Source organism: Pseudarthrobacter sulfonivorans (assembly GCF_031454915.1).
Lineage (GTDB): Bacteria > Actinomycetota > Actinomycetes > Actinomycetales > Micrococcaceae > Arthrobacter > Arthrobacter sulfonivorans_C.
Genome location: NZ_JAVDRS010000009.1, coordinates 92041 through 111468, shown reverse-complemented (window position 1 = coordinate 111468; position 19428 = coordinate 92041). Strand labels below are relative to the sequence as shown.

The 19428-nt window shown below is 65.2% G+C and carries 19 protein-coding genes; 8 read left to right on the top strand and 11 right to left on the bottom strand.

Features of this window, described 5'->3' with window-relative positions; all coding sequences use genetic code 11:
• Positions 1–16: 16 nt before the first annotated feature.
• The 3 genes from J2808_RS18440 to J2808_RS18430 all read right to left on the bottom strand — a co-directional run bounded on the left by J2808_RS18440 (position 17) and on the right by J2808_RS18430 (position 3202).
• Entirely contained in the window at positions 17–880 is an 864-nt protein-coding gene (locus tag J2808_RS18440) for a hypothetical protein (protein ID WP_309819546.1), read from the bottom strand.
• Positions 877–1491, bottom strand: coding sequence for a hypothetical protein (locus tag J2808_RS18435; RefSeq protein WP_309819544.1), 615 nt, complete (start codon positions 1489–1491; stop codon positions 877–879). The genes J2808_RS18440 and J2808_RS18435 overlap by 4 nt, the downstream gene beginning before the upstream one ends.
• Positions 1492–2131: 640 nt before the next feature.
• The gene (locus J2808_RS18430; protein ID WP_309819542.1) at positions 2132–3202 is read right to left on the bottom strand and encodes a DUF3616 domain-containing protein; all 1071 of its coding nucleotides are present in this window, start codon (positions 3200–3202) and stop codon (positions 2132–2134) included.
• Between the two features lie 371 nt (positions 3203–3573).
• Here J2808_RS18430 and nhaA point away from each other — a divergent pair, with 371 nt between their 5' ends.
• The 3 genes from nhaA (at position 3574) to J2808_RS18415 (ending at position 8589) form a co-directional block, all read left to right on the top strand.
• On the top strand, positions 3574–4917 hold the full coding sequence (gene nhaA / locus J2808_RS18425; protein WP_309819540.1) for a Na+/H+ antiporter NhaA: 1344 nt from the start codon (positions 3574–3576) through the stop codon (positions 4915–4917).
• A 238-nt stretch (positions 4918–5155) separates the two neighbouring features.
• Positions 5156–7138: an APC family permease gene (locus J2808_RS18420; RefSeq protein ID WP_309819538.1), complete on the top strand. Its 1983-nt coding sequence runs from the start codon at positions 5156–5158 to the stop codon at positions 7136–7138.
• 11 nt (positions 7139–7149) lie between these two features.
• Positions 7150–8589 carry a TrkH family potassium uptake protein gene (locus tag J2808_RS18415; protein WP_309819536.1) on the top strand — a complete coding sequence of 480 codons (1440 nt, stop codon included), beginning with the start codon at positions 7150–7152 and terminating at the stop codon, positions 8587–8589.
• A gap of 188 nt (positions 8590–8777) precedes the next feature.
• Here the strand turns inward: J2808_RS18415 and J2808_RS18410 are convergent, their stop codons facing one another.
• The 3 genes from J2808_RS18410 to J2808_RS18400 form a co-directional block, all read right to left on the bottom strand.
• Positions 8778–9626 carry a hypothetical protein gene (locus tag J2808_RS18410; protein ID WP_309819534.1) on the bottom strand — a complete coding sequence of 283 codons (849 nt, stop codon included), beginning with the start codon at positions 9624–9626 and terminating at the stop codon, positions 8778–8780.
• A 250-nt stretch (positions 9627–9876) separates the two neighbouring features.
• Positions 9877–10278, bottom strand: coding sequence for a hypothetical protein (locus J2808_RS18405; protein WP_309819532.1), 402 nt, complete (start codon positions 10276–10278; stop codon positions 9877–9879).
• A 36-nt stretch (positions 10279–10314) separates the two neighbouring features.
• A complete protein-coding gene (locus J2808_RS18400) occupies positions 10315–10569 on the bottom strand; it encodes a hypothetical protein (protein WP_309819529.1) in 255 nt (84 codons plus the stop codon).
• On the opposite strand from J2808_RS18400, the gene J2808_RS18395 reads away from it, so the two are divergent.
• Complete coding sequence (locus J2808_RS18395) at positions 10568–10717, top strand: hypothetical protein (RefSeq protein WP_309819527.1); 150 nt, start codon at positions 10568–10570, stop codon at positions 10715–10717. The two genes, J2808_RS18400 and J2808_RS18395, sit on opposite strands and share 2 nt — an antisense overlap.
• A 409-nt stretch (positions 10718–11126) precedes the next feature.
• Here the strand turns inward: J2808_RS18395 and J2808_RS18390 are convergent, their stop codons facing one another.
• Positions 11127–11513 (bottom strand): RraA family protein, encoded by a 387-nt coding sequence (locus J2808_RS18390; protein ID WP_309819525.1) that lies wholly within the window; start codon positions 11511–11513, stop codon positions 11127–11129.
• 743 nt (positions 11514–12256) lie between these two features.
• Between J2808_RS18390 and J2808_RS18385 the strand changes: the two genes are divergently transcribed.
• Entirely contained in the window at positions 12257–12667 is a 411-nt protein-coding gene (locus tag J2808_RS18385; RefSeq protein WP_309819524.1) for an Hpt domain-containing protein, read from the top strand.
• Positions 12668–12790: 123 nt separating this feature from the next.
• On the opposite strand, the gene J2808_RS18380 is transcribed toward J2808_RS18385, so the two are convergent.
• The 3 genes from J2808_RS18380 to J2808_RS18370 all read right to left on the bottom strand — a co-directional run bounded on the left by J2808_RS18380 (position 12791) and on the right by J2808_RS18370 (position 14341).
• Entirely contained in the window at positions 12791–13639 is an 849-nt protein-coding gene (locus J2808_RS18380) for a cation diffusion facilitator family transporter (RefSeq protein WP_309819522.1), read from the bottom strand.
• Complete coding sequence (locus tag J2808_RS18375; protein WP_309819520.1) at positions 13636–13962, bottom strand: ArsR/SmtB family transcription factor; 327 nt, start codon at positions 13960–13962, stop codon at positions 13636–13638. Before J2808_RS18375 ends, J2808_RS18380 begins: the two co-directional genes overlap by 4 nt.
• A 145-nt stretch (positions 13963–14107) precedes the next feature.
• Complete coding sequence (locus J2808_RS18370; RefSeq protein WP_309819519.1) at positions 14108–14341, bottom strand: hypothetical protein; 234 nt, start codon at positions 14339–14341, stop codon at positions 14108–14110.
• A gap of 478 nt (positions 14342–14819) precedes the next feature.
• On the opposite strand from J2808_RS18370, the gene J2808_RS18365 reads away from it, so the two are divergent.
• On the top strand, positions 14820–15521 hold the full coding sequence (locus J2808_RS18365; RefSeq protein ID WP_309819517.1) for a peptidoglycan-binding protein: 702 nt from the start codon (positions 14820–14822) through the stop codon (positions 15519–15521).
• 155 nt (positions 15522–15676) lie between these two features.
• Positions 15677–17989 carry a hypothetical protein gene (locus J2808_RS18360; RefSeq protein WP_309819514.1) on the top strand — a complete coding sequence of 771 codons (2313 nt, stop codon included), beginning with the start codon at positions 15677–15679 and terminating at the stop codon, positions 17987–17989.
• 146 nt (positions 17990–18135) lie between these two features.
• On the opposite strand, the gene J2808_RS18355 is transcribed toward J2808_RS18360, so the two are convergent.
• Positions 18136–18684 (bottom strand): AMIN-like domain-containing (lipo)protein, encoded by a 549-nt coding sequence (locus J2808_RS18355; RefSeq protein WP_309819512.1) that lies wholly within the window; start codon positions 18682–18684, stop codon positions 18136–18138.
• A gap of 124 nt (positions 18685–18808) precedes the next feature.
• On the opposite strand from J2808_RS18355, the gene J2808_RS18350 reads away from it, so the two are divergent.
• On the top strand, positions 18809–19312 hold the full coding sequence (locus J2808_RS18350) for a suppressor of fused domain protein (RefSeq protein ID WP_309819510.1): 504 nt from the start codon (positions 18809–18811) through the stop codon (positions 19310–19312).
• Positions 19313–19428: the final 116 nt, after the last annotated feature.

Genomic DNA, 19428 nt, shown 5'->3' with positions numbered 1-19428 from the left:
AACCAACAGTCCGCTATTACCTCTTGAACTCAATACGGACGGAATTGTTGTCCGGGAGGACAATGACCGTTCCATCACGCGGTGTCCAGCCGTCGTGCAGGAAGAAGAATCGTCCACCGCTGAGCACCAGCAGGCGTAGCCCGTCGTACCGGTAAAGCGCTGCATCCCCGCTACCCACTTTCACTTCCGTGACCGCACCTGAGCCGATGCCCAAAGGCTTTAGCGAATAGACCTCCGCCCTGGGCATGAACTGGACTCCCTGCTCGTAGTTCAGAGCCAAGCGCCGGCCCAGCGCCTGGGCGTAGTCGGCGGTACCCCAGAAAAGCAGCAGTGTCACGATGCTCAGGATCAGCGTGGTTTCCACAGCCCGCTGCTCGGTGGTGAGGGCCGGCCGTTCGCCATCCCGGCCAAGACGGCGCAGGTGGATGCACCAGGTAGCCACCAGCACGCCCAAGGCCATCAAGTATGGCGTGAAGAGTGCTGTCCGGGCAGGCTCCATTACCGCCAGCACCAGGCTCACGCCCACGAGAAGCCCGCTGAACACGGCGCCAATGCCGGAAGCCCGGACGATGACAGCCCGGCTGCGGCTCTCCTGGATCCGGCGGCGCAGCCAGCGGTCAAGGGCCAGCCAGACGACGCTGGCCGCCAGGATGCAGACCAGCGGCAGGAAGAGCGCGTTGATGCTGATCAGGAGGTAGTCCTGCACACCGTACCCAAACAAGCTGACGTTCAGGCCCATTTGAGCTGCCTGGGCTTCCGCACGTGCCCAGCCGAAGTAGAACAGCAGGGCCGTCGCAACCGTGACAGGCGGGCCGATAGCGGAAATCACGCCCAGGGCGCGCGACCATGAGGAACGCTCGTCCTCGCTGGTCTTTGTCACGGTACGGCGCCCGGGGTCGGCGGACATGTGCTCTGGTCAGCTGCGTACTCAAAAGAGGCAGTTCCCCTAACCACCCAATCGGCGTCGGCAATACTAACGTTGGCCGTCGTCGGGTCCCCTGCCGAAAGGGGCGGCGCCAAGAAGTAAAACTCAAGGGGGTAGTCGTTGTTCGTGGAGCTCTGCCGCTGCTGCACAGGCGCCGTTGTTGTTCCCACCTTTACTGAACGAACGGTGCCAGCGGGGAGACCGGTGACGTTCCCCACCAGGACGATCGCATGGCCGGGGCACACCAGGAAGGGCGGCGAGCCCTCGTCATCCTCCAGGCCCTGGAGTTCTGGAGGGCAGGCGGTGCCGGGTCGGGGAGCAAGTTCCACGAGCGCGTCTGGCTTCTGCCTCCGGACAGCGGCGACTTTGCCGAGCACCTCGTAGGCGGCTACGGACCAGCAGTCCGAGGGTGGCAGGGGCATCGCGCCCAGGGCAGAGGCCCCCTTCTCCCAGGCAGCCTGATCGCCCTTCAAACCCAGGCAGATCGTTTTTGCCGCTGCCTGCATGGTGCTCAAAGGTTCGGAAAAATCTTCGAGCGACTGGCAGTCCAGGTTCTTCAGGTTCACGTACCAGACCGGATCTCCCCGCCCGACCGGGCCTATCGGCAACCATTCGAGTACTACAGTCTCCGGGACAGGTGGCTGGTTGGGGGCCGGCGGTCCCGGCGGCGGAGCAGGCGGTTGGCCGGGGTCCTCGGGGGCAGGCGGCTGCCCCGGGGCTGCTGGGCCGGGTGGTTGCCCCGGGCCTTGCGGCTGACTTTTCCCATCAGAGCCAGAGCCGCCGGGGCCGGTCGATCCTCCGCTGGCTTCGCTCTGCCCATTGCCTTGAGAAGCGCCGGAACTGCTGGGAACTGTGTCGCCGCCTGCCGTCATACACGCAGACAGAAGCATTGTCAGAATCACCGCCCAGACGAAGGCTGTTATGTGGCGGCGGCTATAGGCGTTCATCTCGCACCATCACATTTCTGGCCGCCCACGTTTTGAGGCCGGCTCAGGCCACGGGAGGATCCCCAAAAACGAGTGCTTCGATCCTCCTGAAATAATTGCGCACACGGGTATTAAACGCCTGACGGCGTTACAGCGTCGTTATCGCCAGAGGGAAGGCTCTGTTTCCGAATGGCTTAGGTATATTTTCCTCCATTTCGCCGGACATGAGCAGGCCTGAAGTCGTCGGCGAGCGCGGGAACGTGATCGGGCCGCACGGATCCTACTCCCTCAGATCGAAGGCATCGGCCCGGACGCCGTGGTCTCCGGTCTTGCGTTCGTCCGCTGGCGTGTCATACACCACCAGTGACCGGCCGTCCCCGAGCACTGTGATTCCCTCGGCCCGGTCCTCGCCCTTTCCGAACGGCACTTCTATTTCGCATTTCAGGACGTCCCTGGGCAGGACGGCTTCGGTTTGCGTCGTCAGCGCGTGGCGCCAGCGGAACACGGCGGTGCGGCCGTCGAGCTCCATGGTGGGTCCGGCCAGGACGAGCAGGTCCTCTCCGTGACGGCACAGATCACGCACACCCAGGCCGCGCAGGTCGAGGAAGTGCTTGCGGTAGAGGCGCCCTTCGGGACTGATCGGCTGCGGCTCGATGCCTGGCCCGCCGCCAACCCTGAGCTCGATAATCACCGCCCACCCGCGCAGCACCGGCCCGCGCAGGCCGATGAACACCTGGTCGCCCGTCACCGCGAGACCCTCACAGTCGATCCCGTTGTCCTTGCCCGGGATCGACTGTGACCGTATGAAGCCTTCAAGGTGGGGGTCATCAGCCAGGAGTTCCAACAAGCCCCCGCCGCTGCCTCCAGCAGGGCCGAACACAGGGAGGCGTTGCCGCTCACCGTTCCGGCTGCCGCCCTCCTCAAGGAGTGTTGTGGTGGCGACCCGGGCCAGTACCTGCCGACGCTGGCTGACCTCGACTTTCGCCAGGGCTTTCCGGGCCTGGTCAGGGCTATGTTCGTTCTTGACCCGCTTCCGGACCGAGCTGTGCGACCCGAGTAGCCACAGCGTGTCCCCCGCGACGTCGAGGCCTTCGATGTCGATCTCGCCCTCCCCGGGCAACTCGAGGAACCTGCTGAGATCGACGCTTTGATGGGCGCGGGCCTGGTCCCCCTCCGTGGTGAGCCGTTCGAGGCTGGTCGACTCGTCGTTGGCGACCCAGAGGTGGTCGCCCTGGCAAGCGATCGCGGACAATCCGTCGCGGAGGTCGTCCTTGGGACCAAGGGTGCTGGGCTGATCGAGGACGAGCGTGATGGTGCCGGCCCGTTCATCCGGCTGGGGCCATCCGGTCAACGTAGCCCACTCCACGGTCCGCGGTGCCGCAATTCCATGCGGGATGATCTTGTTGTTGGCATCGTCAGCGGTAGCGGTCGGTCCCTCATTGCAACTCCCGTGGTTGGCAGAATTCTGCAGCTCAGATGATCGGGCAAGTTGGCTGTCTTGCACCTCGGCAGGTCGCCATGAAACGCCGTCATGTCTTGCCTGGCCGTCGGTCCCCACGATAGACAGAGGCCGTTACCCGGTCGTTACCGCGGCATGCGCCTCCGGCGAAGGTCTGGAATGCCTGCCAGTCCGTGGGCTATGTGAGCGGGTAGACTTGCTGGAGGTGAGCCGGGAAGTCTGGTCGGCATTTATTTTGTCGACCCAATCTTTAGGACACCCACATGAGCAAGAATCCGTCTGTTCCTCCGCGTTCCGCCGTTTTGGGACGGGGAAGCTACGGCGAAGTGCTGCGCATCGGCGAGATCCTGCGCAAGGAAACCGTGGGCGGCATTTTGTTGGTCGCCGCAGCGGTGATTGCCCTGGTCTGGGCGAACTCCCCGATTTCCGATAGCTACTTCGCGTTGCGCGACTTCCGCATCGGTTACGAGCCCTGGCATCTGGAACTCAGTCTGGGGGCGTGGGCTGCTGACGGATTGTTGGCGATCTTCTTCTTCCTCGTGGGGCTGGAACTCAAACGTGAGTTCGTCGCCGGCGACCTTCGCCAATTCAGTAAATCCGTGGTGCCCATCGCGGCGGCCGTCGGAGGTGTGGCAGTCCCTGCCGTTATCTACGCGCTGATCAATCTCACCAGTCCTGAGACCCTGCGGGGCTGGGCTATCCCGACGGCAACGGACATAGCTTTCGCCGTGGCTGTGCTGGCGATCATCGGCTCGCACCTGCCCAGTGCGCTGCGGATCTTCCTGCTGACATTGGCCGTGGTCGATGACCTTCTGGCCATCAGCATCATCGCGGTGTTCTATTCGTCCGACATCCAGGCGGGGCCGCTGCTGCTGGCCCTCCTTCCGCTAGCCTTTTACACCTTCCTGGCCCAGAAGTATCGCCGGTTCTTCGGCACCAGACCCGCCACGGCGTGGCTGATCCTTCTACCTTTGGGTGTGCTCACCTGGGCCTTGGTGCATTCCTCCGGTATTCATGCCACCGTCGCCGGTGTACTGCTGGGGTTCGCCATCCCGGTGATCCGGTCCCACGCCAGCGGCGGACCCTCTGCCGGTCCTGGCCTCGCAGAGGTCTTCGAACACCGGTTCCGGCCGATTTCCGCCGGCATCGCCGTCCCGGTCTTTGCCTTCTTCTCCGCCGGTGTGGCCGTGGGCGGCTGGGACGGTCTCGTCTCGGCCGTGACCGACCCAGTAACCATCGGCATCATCGTGGCATTGGTGCTGGGCAAACCGGCCGGGATCCTGGGCACCACCTGGCTCCTCACAAAGGCCACGCGAGCGTCCCTGGACCGGTCCTTGAAATGGATAGACGTGTTCGGGGTGTCCCTTTTGGCCGGGATCGGCTTCACTGTTTCGCTCCTCGTGGCGGAGCTCAGCTTCGGACAAGGCAGCGCCCACGATGACCACGCCAAGGTCGGAATCCTCGCCGCGTCGCTGCTGGCTGCCCTCCTGGCGACGGCAGTGTTGGGCGCCCGGAACCGCCAGTACCGTGCCGTGGAGGCGGAAGAAACCCTCGATACTGATCAGGACGGGATCCCTGACGTCTACCAAGAAAACCGCCACCCGTGACTTGATCCGGCCTTAACGGTGGCGCCCGGCCCGTCTTACAGCGCGCACGGGATTGGCCGCACCGCCTCCTACCTGCGTTGGCTTCCCGCCTCGGGGTGAGGTCACAATGAACGCGTCGCGCAGGCGTTAAGGATGCATTAAGATCCCGGTTTTTCCCGCAAAGGTCTCTCGGCACGGTGCTACGCTCCGTTGGTTATTCACCCCAATCCCGCCTGTGCGGGGTATAGAAAGTAACCCGTTGACTGCGTCCACCCGCTTCTCCATTCCCGCCAGCGTCCCCAACCCTGAACGCGACGGCGGACCAGGAAACCGGCTCACCCGGTGGCTGCTCGAACACACTGTCCATCAGCCGGTGGGCCCGGAAACCGCTGAGAACCACGCGCCCACCCAGAGCTGGTGGAAGGTCATGTGCCTCACCGGGGTGGACTACTTCTCCACCCTCTCCTACCTGCCGGGCATCGCCGCACTCGCCGCCGGGGCGCTCTCCCCGCTGGCCACGCTCCTGATAGTCGGCCTGACCCTGCTGGGCATGCTGCCAATGTACCGAAGAGTCGCCCACGAAAGCCCGCACGGACAGGGATCGGTGGCGATGTTGGAGAAGCTCCTGCCGTTCTGGCGCGGAAAAATCTTTGTGCTCATCCTGCTCGGCTTCGTAGCCACCTCCTGGATCATCACCATCACCCTCTCCGCCGCCGACGCCACCGTCCACATGCTCGAAAACCCCTACCTGCCGCACTTCCTCGAAGGCCAGGCAGTTGCCATCACCGTGGTTCTGCTGCTCATCCTGGGTGGGGTGTTCCTGCTCGGCTTCTCCGAAGCAGTCGCCGTCGCCATCCCCCTGGTAGGCATCTTCCTGACGCTGAACGCGGTGATCATCGGCGTGGGACTGTACGACGCCGTCACCCAGCCCGGTGCCATGGCCGACTGGACCGCCGCGCTCACCTCCTCCGGAGCCGGCTTCGGCGACATCGCAGGACCCGCCCTGCTCGCCTTCCCGCTGCTGGTCCTGGGCCTGTCCGGTTTCGAGACCGGCGTCAGCATGATGCCACTGGTCGCGGCCAACGGCGCCACCGCCGAGGAACGTCTGGCCGCGCGCGTCCGCAACACCCGCAAGCTCCTCACCACCGCCGCCCTGATCATGAGTGTGTACCTTCTGGGCAGCAGTTTCGTGACAACTGTGCTGATCCCCGCAGAGGCCTTCCAGCCAGGCGGGGAGGCCAACGGCCGGGCCCTGGCCTACCTGGCCCACGAGCTGATGGGCAACGGGTTCGGCTCCGTCCACGATGTCAGCAGCATCCTGATCCTGTGGTTTGCCGGCGCCTCCGCCATGGCAGGGCTGATCAACATCGTTCCCCGCTACCTGCCCTCCTACGGCATGGCCCCAGACTGGTCCCGGGCCGTGCGCCCGGTCGTTCTGGTATACACCGCCATCAGCATCCTGATCACCATCGGATTCAACGCCGACGTCAACGCCCAGGCCGGCGCGTACGCCACCGGAATCCTGGCCATGATGGTCTCCGGCGCCGTCGCGGTCAGCATCTCCGCCGCCCGCAGCAAAAGGCGCCGTGCCGCCGTCGGCTTCACCGTCCTGACCCTGATCCTGCTCTACGCGCTGGGGGCCAACGTCATCGCCAAACCGGACGGCATCGCCATCTCCGGCTTCTTCATCCTGGGCATCATCGTGGTCTCGCTCGTCTCCCGGGTCAGCCGCACCACCGAACTCCGCGTCCACAACATCGAATTCGACGACGAAGCCCGCCGCTTCATCACCGACACGCTCGACTTTGACGGGCGGATCAACCTGATCGCCAACCGGCCACAGTCCCGCGATGCCAAGGAATACCGCGAAAAAGAAGCCGAACAGCGGGAGAACAACCCCGTGCCCGGAACCGCGGACGTGATCTTCCTGGAAATCGACATCAGCGATCCGTCGGGATTCAGCGACGTCCTGGAGGTGCGCGGCATCGAAGTGGACGGACACCGCGTCCTCCGCGCCGACAGCCCGGCCGCCCCCAATGCCATCGCCGCCATCCTGCTGGCCCTCCGCGACGCCACCGGCGTCCGGCCGCACGCCTACTTCGAGTGGGCCGAGGGCAACCCCCTGGCCCACCTCATGCGCTACCTGCTGCTCGGACGCGGCGACACCGCCCCCGTGGTCCGCGAAATCATCAGGGAAAACGAACCGGATCCCGGCCGCCGCCCCCGCATCCACGTAGGCTGACAGGCAGTCCAATGACCCCACGCAGCCCCGGCCCGGGCGTGAAGGACCGCGGCCCCGGCTCTGGTCCTGCGCGGTGGAGGGCCAAAGCCGTCAAAGGCGGCAAGGAGAACGCCATCCGCCGGGCCCTCTCGCACCCGGTCCGGTCGGTGCCCCTGGCGTTCCTGGCCGTCATCATCCTCGGAGCAGCCCTGCTCTTGCTGCCCGCCGCCAGGACCGGCAGCGACCCCGGAGCCGACCCCCTGATGGCCGCGCTCTTCACTTCCGTCTCGGCTGTCTGCGTGACCGGGCTGATCACCGTGGACACGGCCACGTACTGGACCCCCTTCGGGCAGGCCGTGATCCTGGGACTGATCCAGGTCGGCGGGTTCGGCATCATGACGCTGGCCACGCTGCTGGCCCTCCTGGTCCGGAAAAGCATCGGCCTGCGCGGGCAACTCGTGGCCCAATCGGAAACCCACACGCTCAACCTGGGTGAAGTCAGCGCCGTGCTGCTCCGCGTGGCCAGGCTCATGGTGGGCATTGAAGCGGCCACGGCCGCGGTCCTGACCGGACGTTTCTGGCTGGCCTATGATCAGAACCCTGCCACAGCGCTGTGGCACGGTGTCTTCCACGCCGTCTCGTCGTTCAACAACGCCGGGTTCGCGCTGTACAGTGACAACCTCATCGGCTTCGCGGAGGATCCCTGGATCATCATTCCCATCTGCCTGGCGATCATCGGAGGCGGCCTCGGCTTCCCCGTGATCATCCAATTGCTGCGGGGCAACGTCAAAGCCGGAGACTGGAGCGTCCACCTCCGCCTGACCATCTACGGCACGCTTGGTCTCCTTGTTCTTGGCATCACGCTGTTCGCCGCCTTCGAATGGAACAGGGAGGAAACTCTCGGCGGCCTGTCCGTGACCGGGAAGCTGCTGGGTTCCCTCGCCGGCAGCGTGTTCCCCCGCACTGCCGGCTTCAACAGCATCGACTACGGCGCCGCGTCACCGGAGACCCTCATGGTCACCAACGTCCTGATGTTCATCGGCGGCGGCAGCGCCGGCACCGCAGGCGGCATCAAGATCACCACCTTCCTGGTGCTTGGCTTCTCCATCTGGAACGAGGTGCGCGGCCGTGACGAGGTGACCATCGCCCACCGGTCCATCAGCGCCTCGTCCCAGCGCCAGGCCCTGTCCGTGGCGTTGCTTGGGGTGGCCGCGGTGGTGGGCGGCACACTGGTGCTGCTGATGGTGACCGACTACAGCCTGGAGAAGGTACTGTTCGAATCCATCTCCGCATTCGCCACCGTCGGGATGAGCACCGGCATCACCTACAACCTCCCGCCGTCGGCAGAATGGGTGCTAATGGCCTTGATGTTCGTCGGCAGAATCGGCACGGTCACGGTCGCGTCCGCTCTGGCCTTGTCGTCACGGCCCCGCCTTTACAGCCTGCCGGAGGAACGCCCCATCATCGGCTAGCACTGGCCGCACTTCGCCGGATACTCACCCGACGTGGACCCAGGGCGATCGATATCGTCTTGGCCGCAGCCCGCGCCGCAAACGCGCCGTCACCGGCCAGGCGGCCATGCACTATGCCGGGCGTCAAGCTCGACGGCGGGTGGTCGCCGTCGAGGGCCGGCTACCGGACCGCGGCGGGGCCGTGTGGTTCAGGTGGAGAGCAGCGCAACGATGTCATCAATGTTGCGGCCCGCCACTAACTGGTAGAGCCGCACCGACTGCTCATCGTGCAGCCGGGCAAACACCGCACCACCGGATGTCTGCCATTCCATGTCGCCTTTGTGGGTACCGTGCCGGCGTATGAGTTCCTCCGCTTCGCGCTGTTCAAAGGATGGCAGGGGTTCCTCTCCGCGCTTGACACGGCAACGGGCGCCGACCGCGGCCACCGTCCATCTCTCGGCAAGTTTTACGGGGCGCATCGACGCCAGTGGCGGCCAGCTTCCCCCGCGGAAGACCCGTGTTACCGGGCCATCGGTGCGCAGAATCCACTGTTGGCCCTGGGCGTCGAAACGGCACATCACGTCTGAATGCAGGTCTATGACCGCGCCGAAATACTCAAGCGCTCTAATACACTGCTGCGTCAGCAAACGATCGGACGTGCTGCTCTCACGATCCCGGAGGTGCTGCTCGTACGTCGCCTTCGCAATCGGCGCGTACTCCCGTTCGAGCTCCCCGCGGTCAGCCTTTGCCCCCCCGCAAAGACGTTGGAACAGCCAGGCCGGACCGATCTGGACGAAGTAGCGGAAGAACACCTTGATGGGGGCAGGCTGTGGAACGACGGGAATGTCAGGGCACAACAACTGAACGCCGTGGTCGACCGACCACACAGCCGTGGTCTCATCACCGACAACCACAACCCATGACCATCCCGTGCTCCGAATCTCAGGTGAGACTTGCTCGATGAGGGCACTCAACAGGATGCCCGGACTGAACTGCAGCTGGCGTTGGTGCGATTGCGTGTCGTCGCCCATCGCAACGCTGTCACGGTCGACGATCACGGTAAGAGGTTCGGGAGCACGGGTCTTAGCTCGTCGCCGCCAGAGTCTCATCGTTCGTATCCTACCGGGGCTGCAGCGGGTGGCCCTTGAGAATGACGGTTCCGTGTCCCTACGTTGCTGGCTGTTGTGCCGCGGCAAGTTCATTGGTTATCCAGACGCGCTGCTGGCCACGACGATGAGCGTGGCGTCCTCGATGCCGGGCCGTCAGCCGGGGCGGGGACTGGATGGGACTCTTCATGGGGCGGACCCCTTATCCGCGGTTGCCACTTCCCCGGCCCAGGACACCGCCCAGCAGCCCCGCGAAAGCCGCTGGCAGGGCCACCGCGCCGACCATCTGCGGAAGCAGGCTGCCCGGCATCAAGAGGGTCACGCCACCAACCACAACCGCCGGCGCCGCGACGCAGGCGGTGATCCAGAAGCGGTGGCGCCGGAAATGCGACCAGATGGCCGCGGCGAGGGACGCGACGACACCGCCCAGCATCAGGAGCCGGCCCACCCGCAGCTGTTCAGGGCCGGGGCCGACCATGAGGGAGAACGTTCGCTCCAGCGCCAGTCCTGTCAGGACGATCGAGGCGACAACCAGGACAGCCCACAGCACAGCCCTCCCCCACCATCGACGGCGGAGAACAGTCTCAGTCTCGGGCGTGGTCATGAATGTTAGGTACCCAGGCACCGCGGCAGTAGACGGTTAGGCATTGCGCTTCTCCCGCGCGAGCCCGATGCCCAAGAGAATCAGTACCGGGCCGGCCAGAAGCAGGGAGATCACCAGCAGCGCGCCACCGTAGTAGTCGATCATCAGGCCCATGAAGCCAAGCAGCAGCACGAAGCCGGCCGTGCTCATTGACGTCACCGGCGCCCACCGGGTCCGGTTTCGCTGATTAGCCAGCAGAAGGATTCCGGAGGTGATGTTCCCCAGCGCGGCAAGCAGGATGAGGAGGGCCATGAAGGCAATTCCGCTCGTCCTGGACCCGGCGATTGCCGGGAGGAAGAGCAACGTGCCGAAAACAATACTGACGATGCCTGCCGCGACCCGGAATCCGGAGGACTTCGCGCCCGGCCGACCGAAAGGCGGCGTGTGGCCGTACGGCTGAGGGGGCCCGAAAGGCGGCACATGGGTGTACTGGTGGGGCGGCCCGAAAGTCGACACGTGGGCGTACTGCTGAGGCGGGTAGGGAGCGTACCGGGGCTGCTGGCCATAGCCGGGCGGGCCCGACTGCGCATATGGCTGCGGCGGTCCATACGGCGGCTGGTTGCCCGGAAGGCCACCTGATGGCTGTGGCGCCGGCGGGATATTATCTGTCAAAGTTCCCCCATGAGTAGTGGTGCTCCGCTTCAGGTTACAGCCGGAAATCGGTAAGACGGCGATGCGGCGCAACGTGCCCGTCATGGCGTCATGACCGGACCAGCTGGAGGCGCACGCCTACATCTTCGCAGAGGAACTGGAGAGGTCGGACGGCGTTTCATTTGCCGAGAACCTTCCACATCACCCCTGCCGGGCGGTCATTCTTCGATCTCGCCGCCGAACATACGAAGGTGCTGGCGGAATGTGATGGTCGCATCCCAGTCCCGGGCTGCGAGGTAGTCCCCCCGACGAGCCTGGTGCCGGAACGTGGTGCCCAGGTGCATCTTTGCGGCCTGGGAGCGTTCGGTGTCGCGGATGGTGGCGGCCACCTCCGCGACCTCGGCGGCGCTGCTGAGAGGGATAAACAGGACACCGTCGTCGTCGCCCAGGACGAAGTCTTCGGCGGTGACTCGGTGCTGGCCGCACCGCGCGGATTCCAGCCCATCCGGATCGCGTGGATCGAGCCGCTGCGGGCCCACCGGCAGTGCCCCTTGGCTGAAGACGGGCAGCCGCATGGTCCGCAGCTCGCTGGATGTCGCCGGCATCGCGGGAGCTGGCAGGAGCACCGTCGCACTGATGGGCGACTCAACGTCCGACAAGCAACGAGCGGCCCATTTGGCCGTTTAGCGGCTCAGCCCGACGTGCCAGGCTGTGCCTCCGTGGCCCGCATGAAGACGCCGCCCCAACATGCAGAGTCAACCTTGGGATTTCCTTGTAAAGGTCGGCGCCGCTGATGACCAGGACGCGCTCTGCGCCTGCTGCCTGCAGCCAGACCGCATCATTGGTTGCTTCTGTCCAGCTGCTGGGAACACATCAGGAGGCCGTCAACATGTAGCTTGACCACCCTTGGGCCGGCCACGGTGCACGTCTTGGAGCGAGGCGTGGCCGCCGGGCCTGGCATCGGTTAGCGCGATGCCAGGCCCGGCGCACTGGCCGGAACGAGTTATGGGGGCTGAACTCCCCAGCCAGATACCGGCAGCTTGACGGCTCCGCCTTGAGGAAATCCTATGAAGCTGTGCCCGGGAAACCCTCAAGGAAATCCCAAGCATTTGTGGCTGGATTGAACAGGTCTATGGAGCGCAGGTCCGGCACGGCGGGGCACTCTGCCGGCTTGGCTCGGGGCGACCCTCGGAGACCCCGAGGGGCGGCATACAGGGTTCCCCCAACGTCCACTCCGTACCGTCGCAAGCATGATTACTTGCTCAGCACATGGGCGCATCAATCCCGCCTCCGCCCTCGTGGCCCGAAGCCACAACCTGGCTGATGCCGACCACGAGGCCTAGGGCTGATGACGCGGGACGACTTCCATGCCAAGCCCCTCCTTGATCCCACCGTGGTGGACAGGCTGCGGGACGAGCTCGATGACAGCGATGGCGTCTGGAGTGCGTTCCTGCACAACTTCATCGCTCTCCTACCCGACAGGACCGAAAGGCTGCGCCTGACCTTGACCACCGGAGACCTGGCCGGCGCACTGGACTCGGTCCTCAGCCTCAAGACCTCCAGCCAGATGGTGGGCGCGGAACGGCTTGCCGAACTTGCCTTCGACCTGGAACGGTCGCTCCGAAGCGGGGCCGATGCCGAACCGGAACGTATTCTGCCGAAGCTGGCAGTGGCCCACCTCAGGCCGATCCTGAAATGTGAGCAGCAGACCGCTAATCTTCTCTCGAGATACCTTCGTGACCAGGCGGGTGACGAGTGACAACGCCGCTGCCCGCCGGCGCCCCGCTGGGATAACGGTGACTTCCGCATGAGTTCCTGCGATGCGGTCATTGCCCCCCCGGTGCCACCGGCCCGTGTTGCGGCGTCGATTAGCTCCTCTGGTTTAGCCGAGTCTTGGTGGCACCGAGAGACTGACAACTTTCGGTTCCGGACTGGATCCACAGCCCTTGCAGCAGCCGGACGCTGTACTTTGCTCAGCATCCGTACTCTGGTCTGCTTGCACGCCCGACTCGGCCGGTCCGCCGTCGCGGTTTGGGCCAGTGCCAGGTTCAGGGGTGTCGCAACAACCGTCAGCCTCCCCGTCGTGCCGCGGCCCGACATGCGGCACGGTGCAGCAGATGTCGCCTTTCCAGGCGTTGAGGCCCTCGCGGACGGCGATCCCGGCGATGACCAGTGCCGCGCCGGCGTCTGCCCACCACCATCCCAACGTGCTGTTCAGAACCAGGCCGATCAGCAGTACGGCAGAGAGGTACGTACAGAGCAGCGTCTGCTTGGAATCTGCAACCGCGGTCCTGGATCCGAGTTCCCGTCCTGCGCGGCGTTGGAGCCAGGACAGCACGGGCATGATGGCAAGGCTCAGGGCGGCGATGACGATGCCCGGCGTGGAGTGCTGTGCCTCGCCGCCTCCGGTCAGCGACCTGATGGAATCCACGGAGACGAACACGGCGAGTGCGAAGAAGGAGACCGCGATGATCCGCAGGGTCACGTGCTCGCGCCGTTCAGGGTCTTTGGCGGAGAACTGCCAGGATAGGGCGACGGCGGAGGCGACCTCGATCACCGAATCAAGTCCGAAGCCGATCAGTGCGGAGGAGTCCGCCACCTTGCCGGCCCAGAGCGCGACGACGGCCTCGACGAGGTTGTAGGTGATCGTCGCGGCTGCGAACAGCCGGATCCGCCGGCTCAGTGTGGCGCGGCGGACGGCCGACGGTGCGGGCTGAATTGCAGTAGTCATGCCAGGCACGTCCAGTCCGGGGCGCAACAGGCCGGGTCCACGGCCAGCACTACGCCCAGCAGGTCCGTGATGGCGTGTCCTAGGCGGGCATCAGCGAGCTCATAGCGGGTGCGACGGCCATCCGGGACAGCCACGACAAGGCTGCAGCCCCGCAGACATGTCAGGTGGTTGGATATGCTCTGCCGCGAGACCCCTAGGGAATCCGCCAGGTCCGACGGGTACGCCGCCGCATCCGCCAGGGCCAGCAGAATCCGAGCCCGGGTGTGATCAGAGACCGCGTAGCCGAACCTTGCCAGCACCGGGGCATGGGTGAGGGTTTCCATAAATGCGAAAGTACATCGGCAGATGTATTCATGCAACCATGTATCAAAGTGGGGATTCACGCCAGATCGCGAGGCGCGGACATGACCACGGCAACCCCGGGTGGGGCACCTGCCTCCGGTTGGGACTGAAGTCACGCACGTTGTGTCAGCCCGCATGCTGTCCGAATTCTCGGCGTTCGTGTGTTTGGCCGAAGGGGACGTCGCGGCTGACGGCCACGGTGTAGCTGGTGTAGCCGTGCTGGGTTACCAGGATCCCGTGGCGGCCTTCCAGGATGGCGTGCTGGCGGGCCATGTCCACGGCGGTATTGATGTCGTTTTCAATGGTGCGAGGGTCGTCGGCGGTGATTTCCAGGACGAGGTCAGAGTGGCGCTTGATCATGATGGGTTCTTTCTCTGTGGGTTCAATGCCGGAGTATTTGGAAGACGCCGCCTCCTGGCCGGGGCGCGCCCGGGGAGGCTGAAGGCTGTGATTTGAGAGAGGGTGCCCGGCATTCTTTGATGGGGCGGTGGCCGGCAAAAGCCGGCGGCTTGGATCGGCGGAGGAATGTCCTGCGGATCTGTAGTCAGTCTGGATGATCAGATGCGCCGGGCGCAAGGATGTGGCGAGTGAATTTTTGGTGTCGGCGAACTCTCGCGGCCGCCTCCGTCGGGATCGTGGTATCGCTACTCGCTGGCGGCACCGGTCTCAAAACAGAGTAGGATCCAGCGACCACGCACCACAGGCTTGAAGCCGGCACTTACTTCGCACTGGATACCGAAAAATGATAACCATGCTTACTATTGACTTGCTTTAGGCACATCGGTGTAGGAGCTGCTCACTGGGGGCAGTGGCGACCGTGCCGGAACTGGAGTTTCGCGTGAGCACTGAACAGGGTTTGAACCCGCTGACCGACGAAGAACTGATGGCACAGGGCGGCACGGCGCTGCCTGACAAGGAAGTGGCTTCCGTCCTGGACCTGAACGCCGACCTGGACCTTGGCATTAACGCCGCGGCACCCATCGACCTGGCGGTCGCGGCCAACGCCAACGTCGCAGCCCCGATCGATGCGGCTGCCTCAGCGAACATCCTCTCCTTCGGATCTGAGGCCCAGGCCCTTGCCGATCAGGGAGTGATCATCGATCAGGGCATCACGGCGGATGCCACAGCTGACTCCACGCAGGACAGCGTCATTGATCAGGGCACGGACACAGCTGGTGATGGGGGCGGAACCACGGACAGCGGGGCCGAGGCTGTCGATAGCCCGGACAGCGGGCTCCTTCCAGACGATGGGGCCGCTGATGTTGGCGCCTTGCCGGTAGATCCGTCGGCGGCACTGGACGGGGACCTCCTGAACGTCAATGTTGACCTTGCCGCCCAGGCCGACATTGCGGCCCCCATCAACGGGGCCGTCGCGGCGAACGCCAACGTTGCCGCCCCGATCGACGCCGCCGTGGCAGCCAACATCGGCTCCATCGACAGCGATGCGTTCGCCGTCGCCCAGCAGGACGCCATTATTAGCCAGCACATCGAGGGCGAAGCCACCGCCTCTGCCGACCAGCAGTCCGATTTGCGGCAGTAGAGTCCGGACACCACTTCCCACGTGGGCATCCTTTAATGAGCACTGTGCACGGCGGGCCGTCCCGGATGGACGGCCCGCCGGTTTCTAACGCGTCCGCTGGGCCCGGAGTCCCGCCCGATGCCTGTCCGCCTGTCGTTCCGGTCCGGGCAGATGGTGTGGAGCTGATCGGTGAGACGAAAGGTTCCGGCTACCGTGAGCCGCCTTCGCTGGTCCGCAGGGCAGATGGCCAGGCCATCGCGCTGACACACCTGCTGTATCTGGTGCTGGAAGCAGCTGATGGCCAGCGGACCACTGGCCAGATCGCGGACCACGTCAGTGCCCGGTTCGGGAAGCTGGTCAGCGAAGACAACGTCCGCACTCTGGTCAGGTCCCAGTTGCTGCCGCTGGGCTTGCTCCGGCTTGCCGACGGTTCGCAGCCCGAGGTGAGGAAAGCGGACCCCCTGCTCGGCATGCGCTTCCGCTATACCGTGACCGATCCGGAGCGTACGCGCAGGCTCACGGCTCCGTTCTCGGTGCTTTTTAATCCGCTGATCGTCGCGGCCGTCTGCGCAGCCTTCGTTGCTGCCTGCTGGTGGGTCCTCATGGTCAAGGGGCTCGCCTCCGCGACACACGATGCGTTCGCCAACCCAGGGCTCGTCCTGCTCGTCCTGGCCGTGACCATCCTGTCCGCGGGCTTCCACGAGTTCGGCCATGCCGCGGCCGCACGCCGTGGCGGCGCAACACCGGGAGCCATGGGGGCCGGCCTCTATCTGATCTGGCCCGCATTTTTCACCGATGTCACCGACACTTACCGGCTGGGCCGGGGCGGCCGGCTCCGCACCGACCTGGGCGGGCTGTATTTCAACGCGATCGTGGCCGTTGCCATCATGGGCCTCTGGTGGGCCACCGGCTTTGACGCCCTGTTGCTGGTGGTAGTCACCCAAATCCTCCAGATGGTCCGGCAGCTGCTTCCGTTAGTGCGGTTTGACGGTTACCACATCCTGGCCGACGCCACCGGCGTCCCGGACCTCTTCCAGCGCATCAAACCGACCCTGCTGGGGCTGCTGCCGTGGCTCCGGACGGACCCCGCGGCCCAGGTGCTCAAGCCATGGGCCAGGGCAGTGGTAACGGCCTGGGTGCTGGTCACGGTGCCCTTACTGGTGCTCAGCCTGGTCTTGATGGTGCTCTCGCTGCCGCGGCTCCTGGGCACGGCGTGGGCCAGCGCCATGAAGCAGCAGTCCGAATTGTCCGAGAGCCTGGCCGCCGGGGACATCGCCGGAGCCGCGGTGCGCGCCCTGGCGATCGCCGCCGTCGGCCTCCCCATCCTGGGAATTGGCTACATCCTGCTCCGGCTGGTCCGGCAACTGACCACCGGACTCTGGAAGCGGACCAGCGGCAAGACACTGCAGCGGGCCGTGGCCATGGTCGCCATCGCCACGGTGACCGCCGGGCTGGCCTGGGCCTGGTGGCCCGGAGCAGACACATACCGGCCGGTGCAGCCGTACGAACGCGGCACTCTGGCCGACGCCACCACAGCTGTATTTCCGACGGCGGCGTACTCCGCCCTGCGGGAAGGCGGGACCGGGAATACGGTGGCCCTGTGGCCCGCAGGCGCAGCGAAGCCGACGCGCGAGAACCCCCAGCTCAGCATGGTCCTGGTGCCCCGCGCCGGTCCTACGGGGGACGGCACGGCGGCTGACACCACGGCCGGTTCAGCCCCGCCGCCGTCGTGGGTGTTCCCGTTCAACCAGCCCGCTCCCCCGCCCGGGGACGGCAACCAGGCCCTCGTGGTGAACACAACTGACGGCTCTGTGGCCTATGACGTCGCCTTCGCACTCGTGTGGGCCGAAGACGGCGAACCCGTGGACACCACCAATGAGGCCTACGCCTTCGCCAGCTGCGCCGACTGCGCCGCCGTTGCCGTGGGTTTCCAGGTGGTGCTCATTGTGGGCCAAGCCGATGTGATCGTGCCGGCGAACCTGTCCGCCGCGGCCAACTACAACTGCCTCCGCTGCCTTACCTATGCACTGGCCACGCAACTGGTGCTCACCTTGGACGGACCGCTGAGCGACGGCAGCACGGCCAGGCTCAACGCCCTGTGGGCCGAAATTGCCGAGTTCGGGCGGAACCTGCAGAACATTCCACTGTCCGAAATCCAGGAGCGCCTCAACACGTTTAAGGAGCAGATCATGCAGATCGTCCAAAGCGACCCCAGCGCCACCAAGGGCGGCGGCACATCCACAACGCCCACGACAACGGCCACCCCGATACCCGGCCCAACATCCGGATCGAGCCGGCCCCCCTCCCCAGGCGCCACCGCTCCCCCGACCGTGCCGGCGGGAACGACGACGGCGGAGCCCACCACGGGCGGCCGTCCACCCGGTAGCGGCCCGTCACAAGAAGCCCCGGCAGTGAACACCGAGCCTACGGCCGGAGCGACGGAACCCCCGGGCGTCCCGGCCCCCGCCCCGATCACAACAGGGAGCTGAGAGGGACGCGATTCGTCGGCTGGGTGGTGCCGTCGACATCGAGCATGGGCGCGGCAACGTTCCACCCATGCGCCCCTTGCACTCACATCGACCGTTACGGAGCGCCGGCAACGGACGGCGCCTGGTTTGTCCCGATGTTCGGGTACTCACCAGAAGTGCGCTACATCCACCGCCATGCGCGAACCCGAGCCCGGTCCATCCAGGGTGAATACCCGGAAGGGAAGCCGGCCGCGGACGCCCAGTCCGATGTTTGTCGTGCCTTCAAAGCTGCCCGCCCACGCCAACTGCCGGAACGTCTGGTATCCCGAAACGTTGGTCAGTTCAGCTGGGTTTGCCGGGCTGTACGTAGCGTTTCCGTCGTCGTCGTAGGACGGAGCGTTCACCGTTACCTGCAGGAAGGCGCTGCCCCGCAGCGGGACAGGTGCCCCTGAACCGTCCTGGGTCACCTCCGGCACGTACCTGACGTTGTAGCCGTTAGGCCGGCCGCTGAGGTCAAGCACCATCCGGTCGAAGCAGTAGTGCTGCCCCGTCCTAACGTTGGTGACGGGGGCGGCGTTCATGGTGGGGTCAGATTTAGCCAGCGACCCCCACACGAGTCCGCAATAGGATGTGGCTGCCGAGGCAGGCAACGGAGCCAGGAAACCCAATCCGACGGCCATCAAAATGACTGCCAGCCACGTATGAACCTTCTTCATTGTGGGCCACCCTTCGAGTGATTTGGTAACTCCAGCCTAGGAGTACCAAACCGCCTCGGACAGGCTTGTTGCCGCTTCGGCGCGCGTCCTTGAGGAACACGTACGGAGCTTCTTCAGGGGCCGATTGGTAGAGGCGTTTAGCTGGAGTGGCGGACCGATACTGCGGGAGAACCCGCACTTTCGGGTCCTGCGCGTCGCGCCCCTGTCAGAAGGAGGCATTTGGACCTACGTTTCGATTGGAGGATGGGCCACGACGGAGGGCACAAACCACGGGCAGGAGTTTGTTCTCTGCACGGAGGCGGACGACGCCCGGGCTATCGAGCTCCTGGCCATGACTGTGTTCTACAACAGAACCGGCCGACTCGGCCTCGGTCACACGGTGCCTATCGGGGAGCCCTGGCTACCTGGTTCGGGCTGTGATCACCTGCTGATCTCCTTGCCGTATCCGTTTGGCCCCGACTTGCAGACCTGCCATGTCGGCGATTGCCACATCGACATCCTCTGGCTGCTTCCAATTACTGAGCGCGAGCGAACGCTGAAGGTTTCATCCGGACTCGAATCACTCGAGTCCAGGTTTGAGGAGGCCCACCTGCGCTACTGGAAGGCCGATCGGGAATCGATCGTCTGACCGTCAGGCTGCTAGTAACGGCGCAGTAACGCGCCAGTGATGGCACCGGCGGTGCAATGGAACCCCGCGCCCGCGGTCTGGGCCGGTGCCAGGGTAGCTACGAACACAACTGCTAC

Coding starts and splice junctions, on each gene's coding strand:
- nhaA (WP_309819540.1), top strand. CDS start 3,574: ATGAGCAAGAATCCGTCTGTTCCTCCGCGTTCCGCCGTTTTGGGACGG.
- J2808_RS18415 (WP_309819536.1), top strand. CDS start 7,150: ATGACCCCACGCAGCCCCGGCCCGGGCGTGAAGGACCGCGGCCCCGGC.
- J2808_RS18405 (WP_309819532.1), bottom strand. CDS start 10,278: ATGACCACGCCCGAGACTGAGACTGTTCTCCGCCGTCGATGGTGGGGG.
- J2808_RS18395 (WP_309819527.1), top strand. CDS start 10,568: ATGAAGGCAATTCCGCTCGTCCTGGACCCGGCGATTGCCGGGAGGAAG.
- J2808_RS18400 (WP_309819529.1), bottom strand. CDS start 10,569: ATGGCCCTCCTCATCCTGCTTGCCGCGCTGGGGAACATCACCTCCGGA.
- J2808_RS18390 (WP_309819525.1), bottom strand. CDS start 11,513: ATGCCGGCGACATCCAGCGAGCTGCGGACCATGCGGCTGCCCGTCTTC.
- J2808_RS18385 (WP_309819524.1), top strand. CDS start 12,257: ATGACGCGGGACGACTTCCATGCCAAGCCCCTCCTTGATCCCACCGTG.
- J2808_RS18380 (WP_309819522.1), bottom strand. CDS start 13,639: ATGACTACTGCAATTCAGCCCGCACCGTCGGCCGTCCGCCGCGCCACA.
- J2808_RS18375 (WP_309819520.1), bottom strand. CDS start 13,962: ATGGAAACCCTCACCCATGCCCCGGTGCTGGCAAGGTTCGGCTACGCG.
- J2808_RS18370 (WP_309819519.1), bottom strand. CDS start 14,341: ATGATCAAGCGCCACTCTGACCTCGTCCTGGAAATCACCGCCGACGAC.
- J2808_RS18355 (WP_309819512.1), bottom strand. CDS start 18,684: ATGAAGAAGGTTCATACGTGGCTGGCAGTCATTTTGATGGCCGTCGGA.